Annotated in this window: 2 protein-coding genes and 2 pseudogenes; 2 read left to right on the top strand and 2 right to left on the bottom strand. The window is 51.3% G+C overall.

The annotated features are described in order from the left end of the window. The first annotated feature begins 714 nt into the window (after window positions 1–714). A complete protein-coding gene (locus DQG19_RS20565) occupies window positions 715–1509 on the top strand; it encodes an aminoglycoside O-phosphotransferase APH(3')-IIa (RefSeq protein WP_000572405.1) in 795 nt (264 codons plus the stop codon). Window positions 1510–1529: 20 nt separating this feature from the next. Next, window positions 1530–1688, top strand: a pseudogene (locus tag DQG19_RS20560) (hypothetical protein); the annotation flags it as partial. A gap of 291 nt (window positions 1689–1979) precedes the next feature. On the opposite strand, the pseudogene DQG19_RS21420 reads toward DQG19_RS20560, so the two are convergent. Continuing rightward, window positions 1980–2078, bottom strand: a pseudogene (locus tag DQG19_RS21420) (hypothetical protein); the annotation flags it as partial. Window positions 2079–3013: 935 nt separating this feature from the next. Beyond that, window positions 3014–3874: a broad-spectrum class A beta-lactamase TEM-116 gene (locus DQG19_RS20545; RefSeq protein WP_000027050.1), complete on the bottom strand. Its 861-nt coding sequence runs from the start codon at window positions 3872–3874 to the stop codon at window positions 3014–3016. Window positions 3875–6237 lie beyond the last annotated feature (2363 nt).

Genomic DNA, 6237 nt, shown 5'->3' with positions numbered 1-6237 from the left:
CGCCGGCTTTCCCCGTCAAGCTCTAAATCGGGGGCTCCCTTTAGGGTTCCGATTTAGTGCTTTACGGCACCTCGACCCCAAAAAACTTGATTAGGGTGATGGTTCACGTAGTGGGCCATCGCCCTGATAGACGGTTTTTCGCCCTTTGACGTTGGAGTCCACGTTCTTTAATAGTGGACTCTTGTTCCAAACTGGAACAACACTCAACCCTATCTCGGTCTATTCTTTTGATTTATAAGGGATTTTGCCGATTTCGGCCTATTGGTTAAAAAATGAGCTGATTTAACAAAAATTTAACGCGAATTAATTCTGTGGAATGTGTGTCAGTTAGGGTGTGGAAAGTCCCCAGGCTCCCCAGCAGGCAGAAGTATGCAAAGCATGCATCTCAATTAGTCAGCAACCAGGTGTGGAAAGTCCCCAGGCTCCCCAGCAGGCAGAAGTATGCAAAGCATGCATCTCAATTAGTCAGCAACCATAGTCCCGCCCCTAACTCCGCCCATCCCGCCCCTAACTCCGCCCAGTTCCGCCCATTCTCCGCCCCATGGCTGACTAATTTTTTTTATTTATGCAGAGGCCGAGGCCGCCTCTGCCTCTGAGCTATTCCAGAAGTAGTGAGGAGGCTTTTTTGGAGGCCTAGGCTTTTGCAAAAAGCTCCCGGGAGCTTGTATATCCATTTTCGGATCTGATCAAGAGACAGGATGAGGATCGTTTCGCATGATTGAACAAGATGGATTGCACGCAGGTTCTCCGGCCGCTTGGGTGGAGAGGCTATTCGGCTATGACTGGGCACAACAGACAATCGGCTGCTCTGATGCCGCCGTGTTCCGGCTGTCAGCGCAGGGGCGCCCGGTTCTTTTTGTCAAGACCGACCTGTCCGGTGCCCTGAATGAACTGCAGGACGAGGCAGCGCGGCTATCGTGGCTGGCCACGACGGGCGTTCCTTGCGCAGCTGTGCTCGACGTTGTCACTGAAGCGGGAAGGGACTGGCTGCTATTGGGCGAAGTGCCGGGGCAGGATCTCCTGTCATCTCACCTTGCTCCTGCCGAGAAAGTATCCATCATGGCTGATGCAATGCGGCGGCTGCATACGCTTGATCCGGCTACCTGCCCATTCGACCACCAAGCGAAACATCGCATCGAGCGAGCACGTACTCGGATGGAAGCCGGTCTTGTCGATCAGGATGATCTGGACGAAGAGCATCAGGGGCTCGCGCCAGCCGAACTGTTCGCCAGGCTCAAGGCGCGCATGCCCGACGGCGAGGATCTCGTCGTGACCCATGGCGATGCCTGCTTGCCGAATATCATGGTGGAAAATGGCCGCTTTTCTGGATTCATCGACTGTGGCCGGCTGGGTGTGGCGGACCGCTATCAGGACATAGCGTTGGCTACCCGTGATATTGCTGAAGAGCTTGGCGGCGAATGGGCTGACCGCTTCCTCGTGCTTTACGGTATCGCCGCTCCCGATTCGCAGCGCATCGCCTTCTATCGCCTTCTTGACGAGTTCTTCTGAGCGGGACTCTGGGGTTCGAAATGACCGACCAAGCGACGCCCAACCTGCCATCACGAGATTTCGATTCCACCGCCGCCTTCTATGAAAGGTTGGGCTTCGGAATCGTTTTCCGGGACGCCGGCTGGATGATCCTCCAGCGCGGGGATCTCATGCTGGAGTTCTTCGCCCACCCCAACTTGTTTATTGCAGCTTATAATGGTTACAAATAAAGCAATAGCATCACAAATTTCACAAATAAAGCATTTTTTTCACTGCATTCTAGTTGTGGTTTGTCCAAACTCATCAATGTATCTTATCATGTCTGTATACCGTCGACCTCTAGCTAGAGCTTGGCGTAATCATGGTCATAGCTGTTTCCTGTGTGAAATTGTTATCCGCTCACAATTCCACACAACATACGAGCCGGAAGCATAAAGTGTAAAGCCTGGGGTGCCTAATGAGTGAGCTAACTCACATTAATTGCGTTGCGCTCACTGCCCGCTTTCCAGTCGGGAAACCTGTCGTGCCAGCTGCATTAATGAATCGGCCAACGCGCGGGGAGAGGCGGTTTGCGTATTGGGCGCTCTTCCGCTTCCTCGCTCACTGACTCGCTGCGCTCGGTCGTTCGGCTGCGGCGAGCGGTATCAGCTCACTCAAAGGCGGTAATACGGTTATCCACAGAATCAGGGGATAACGCAGGAAAGAACATGTGAGCAAAAGGCCAGCAAAAGGCCAGGAACCGTAAAAAGGCCGCGTTGCTGGCGTTTTTCCATAGGCTCCGCCCCCCTGACGAGCATCACAAAAATCGACGCTCAAGTCAGAGGTGGCGAAACCCGACAGGACTATAAAGATACCAGGCGTTTCCCCCTGGAAGCTCCCTCGTGCGCTCTCCTGTTCCGACCCTGCCGCTTACCGGATACCTGTCCGCCTTTCTCCCTTCGGGAAGCGTGGCGCTTTCTCATAGCTCACGCTGTAGGTATCTCAGTTCGGTGTAGGTCGTTCGCTCCAAGCTGGGCTGTGTGCACGAACCCCCCGTTCAGCCCGACCGCTGCGCCTTATCCGGTAACTATCGTCTTGAGTCCAACCCGGTAAGACACGACTTATCGCCACTGGCAGCAGCCACTGGTAACAGGATTAGCAGAGCGAGGTATGTAGGCGGTGCTACAGAGTTCTTGAAGTGGTGGCCTAACTACGGCTACACTAGAAGAACAGTATTTGGTATCTGCGCTCTGCTGAAGCCAGTTACCTTCGGAAAAAGAGTTGGTAGCTCTTGATCCGGCAAACAAACCACCGCTGGTAGCGGTGGTTTTTTTGTTTGCAAGCAGCAGATTACGCGCAGAAAAAAAGGATCTCAAGAAGATCCTTTGATCTTTTCTACGGGGTCTGACGCTCAGTGGAACGAAAACTCACGTTAAGGGATTTTGGTCATGAGATTATCAAAAAGGATCTTCACCTAGATCCTTTTAAATTAAAAATGAAGTTTTAAATCAATCTAAAGTATATATGAGTAAACTTGGTCTGACAGTTACCAATGCTTAATCAGTGAGGCACCTATCTCAGCGATCTGTCTATTTCGTTCATCCATAGTTGCCTGACTCCCCGTCGTGTAGATAACTACGATACGGGAGGGCTTACCATCTGGCCCCAGTGCTGCAATGATACCGCGAGACCCACGCTCACCGGCTCCAGATTTATCAGCAATAAACCAGCCAGCCGGAAGGGCCGAGCGCAGAAGTGGTCCTGCAACTTTATCCGCCTCCATCCAGTCTATTAATTGTTGCCGGGAAGCTAGAGTAAGTAGTTCGCCAGTTAATAGTTTGCGCAACGTTGTTGCCATTGCTACAGGCATCGTGGTGTCACGCTCGTCGTTTGGTATGGCTTCATTCAGCTCCGGTTCCCAACGATCAAGGCGAGTTACATGATCCCCCATGTTGTGCAAAAAAGCGGTTAGCTCCTTCGGTCCTCCGATCGTTGTCAGAAGTAAGTTGGCCGCAGTGTTATCACTCATGGTTATGGCAGCACTGCATAATTCTCTTACTGTCATGCCATCCGTAAGATGCTTTTCTGTGACTGGTGAGTACTCAACCAAGTCATTCTGAGAATAGTGTATGCGGCGACCGAGTTGCTCTTGCCCGGCGTCAATACGGGATAATACCGCGCCACATAGCAGAACTTTAAAAGTGCTCATCATTGGAAAACGTTCTTCGGGGCGAAAACTCTCAAGGATCTTACCGCTGTTGAGATCCAGTTCGATGTAACCCACTCGTGCACCCAACTGATCTTCAGCATCTTTTACTTTCACCAGCGTTTCTGGGTGAGCAAAAACAGGAAGGCAAAATGCCGCAAAAAAGGGAATAAGGGCGACACGGAAATGTTGAATACTCATACTCTTCCTTTTTCAATATTATTGAAGCATTTATCAGGGTTATTGTCTCATGAGCGGATACATATTTGAATGTATTTAGAAAAATAAACAAATAGGGGTTCCGCGCACATTTCCCCGAAAAGTGCCACCTGACGTCGACGGATCGGGAGATCTCCCGATCCCCTATGGTGCACTCTCAGTACAATCTGCTCTGATGCCGCATAGTTAAGCCAGTATCTGCTCCCTGCTTGTGTGTTGGAGGTCGCTGAGTAGTGCGCGAGCAAAATTTAAGCTACAACAAGGCAAGGCTTGACCGACAATTGCATGAAGAATCTGCTTAGGGTTAGGCGTTTTGCGCTGCTTCGCGATGTACGGGCCAGATATACGCGTTGACATTGATTATTGACTAGTTATTAATAGTAATCAATTACGGGGTCATTAGTTCATAGCCCATATATGGAGTTCCGCGTTACATAACTTACGGTAAATGGCCCGCCTGGCTGACCGCCCAACGACCCCCGCCCATTGACGTCAATAATGACGTATGTTCCCATAGTAACGCCAATAGGGACTTTCCATTGACGTCAATGGGTGGAGTATTTACGGTAAACTGCCCACTTGGCAGTACATCAAGTGTATCATATGCCAAGTACGCCCCCTATTGACGTCAATGACGGTAAATGGCCCGCCTGGCATTATGCCCAGTACATGACCTTATGGGACTTTCCTACTTGGCAGTACATCTACGTATTAGTCATCGCTATTACCATGGTGATGCGGTTTTGGCAGTACATCAATGGGCGTGGATAGCGGTTTGACTCACGGGGATTTCCAAGTCTCCACCCCATTGACGTCAATGGGAGTTTGTTTTGGCACCAAAATCAACGGGACTTTCCAAAATGTCGTAACAACTCCGCCCCATTGACGCAAATGGGCGGTAGGCGTGTACGGTGGGAGGTCTATATAAGCAGAGCTCTCTGGCTAACTAGAGAACCCACTGCTTACTGGCTTATCGAAATTAATACGACTCACTATAGGGAGACCCAAGCTTGGTACCGAGCTCGGATCCACCATGTACCCATACGATGTTCCAGATTACGCTAATCCTCCAGGGTACCTCGAGGACAGCTTTGTAAAATCCGGAGTCTTCAATGTATCAGAGCTTGTGAGAGTATCCAGAACACCCATAACCCAGGGAACTGGAGTCAACTTCCCAATCGGAGAAATTCCCAGCCAACCATACTATCATGACATGAACTCTGGTGTGAACCTGCAGAGGTCGCTGTCTTCTCCACCGAGCAGCAAAAGACCCAAAACTATATCTATAGATGAAAATATGGAGCCAAGTCCTACAGGAGACTTTTACCCCTCTCCAAATTCACCAGCTGCTGGAAGTCGAACATGGCATGAACGAGATCAAGATATGTCTTCTCCAACTACAATGAAGAAGCCTGAGAAGCCACTGTTTAGCTCTACATCTCCACAGGATTCTTCCCCAAGATTGAGCACTTTCCCCCAGCACCATCATCCCGGAATACCTGGAGTCGCGCACAGTGTCATCTCAACTCGAACTCCACCTCCGCCCTCACCGTTGCCATTTCCGACGCAAGCTATCCTTCCTCCGGCACCTTCCAGCTACTTCTCTCATCCAACAATCAGATATCCTCCTCACCTGAATCCTCAGGATACTCTGAAGAACTACGTACCTTCTTATGACCCATCCAGTCCTCAAACGAGCCAGTCCTGGTACCTGGGCTAGGAATTCTGCAGATATCCATCACACTGGCGGCCGCTCGAGCATGCATCTAGAGGGCCCTATTCTATAGTGTCACCTAAATGCTAGAGCTCGCTGATCAGCCTCGACTGTGCCTTCTAGTTGCCAGCCATCTGTTGTTTGCCCCTCCCCCGTGCCTTCCTTGACCCTGGAAGGTGCCACTCCCACTGTCCTTTCCTAATAAAATGAGGAAATTGCATCGCATTGTCTGAGTAGGTGTCATTCTATTCTGGGGGGTGGGGTGGGGCAGGACAGCAAGGGGGAGGATTGGGAAGACAATAGCAGGCATGCTGGGGATGCGGTGGGCTCTATGGCTTCTGAGGCGGAAAGAACCAGCTGGGGCTCTAGGGGGTATCCCCACGCGCCCTGTAGCGGCGCATTAAGCGCGGCGGGTGTGGTGGTTACGCGCAGCGTGACCGCTACACTTGCCAGCGCCCTAGCGCCCGCTCCTTTCGCTTTCTTCCCTTCCTTTCTCGCCACGTTCGCCGGCTTTCCCCGTCAAGCTCTAAATCGGGGGCTCCCTTTAGGGTTCCGATTTAGTGCTTTACGGCACCTCGACCCCAAAAAACTTGATTAGGGTGATGGTTCACGTAGTGGGCCATCGCCCTGA

Origin of the sequence: Lewinella sp. IMCC34183, assembly GCF_003390915.1 — a bacterium.
In the GTDB taxonomy this organism is placed as follows: domain Bacteria; phylum Bacteroidota; class Bacteroidia; order Chitinophagales; family Saprospiraceae; genus Neolewinella.
Note: the sequence above shows the minus strand (reverse complement) of the source record. Positions and strands in the feature narration are given on the sequence as shown.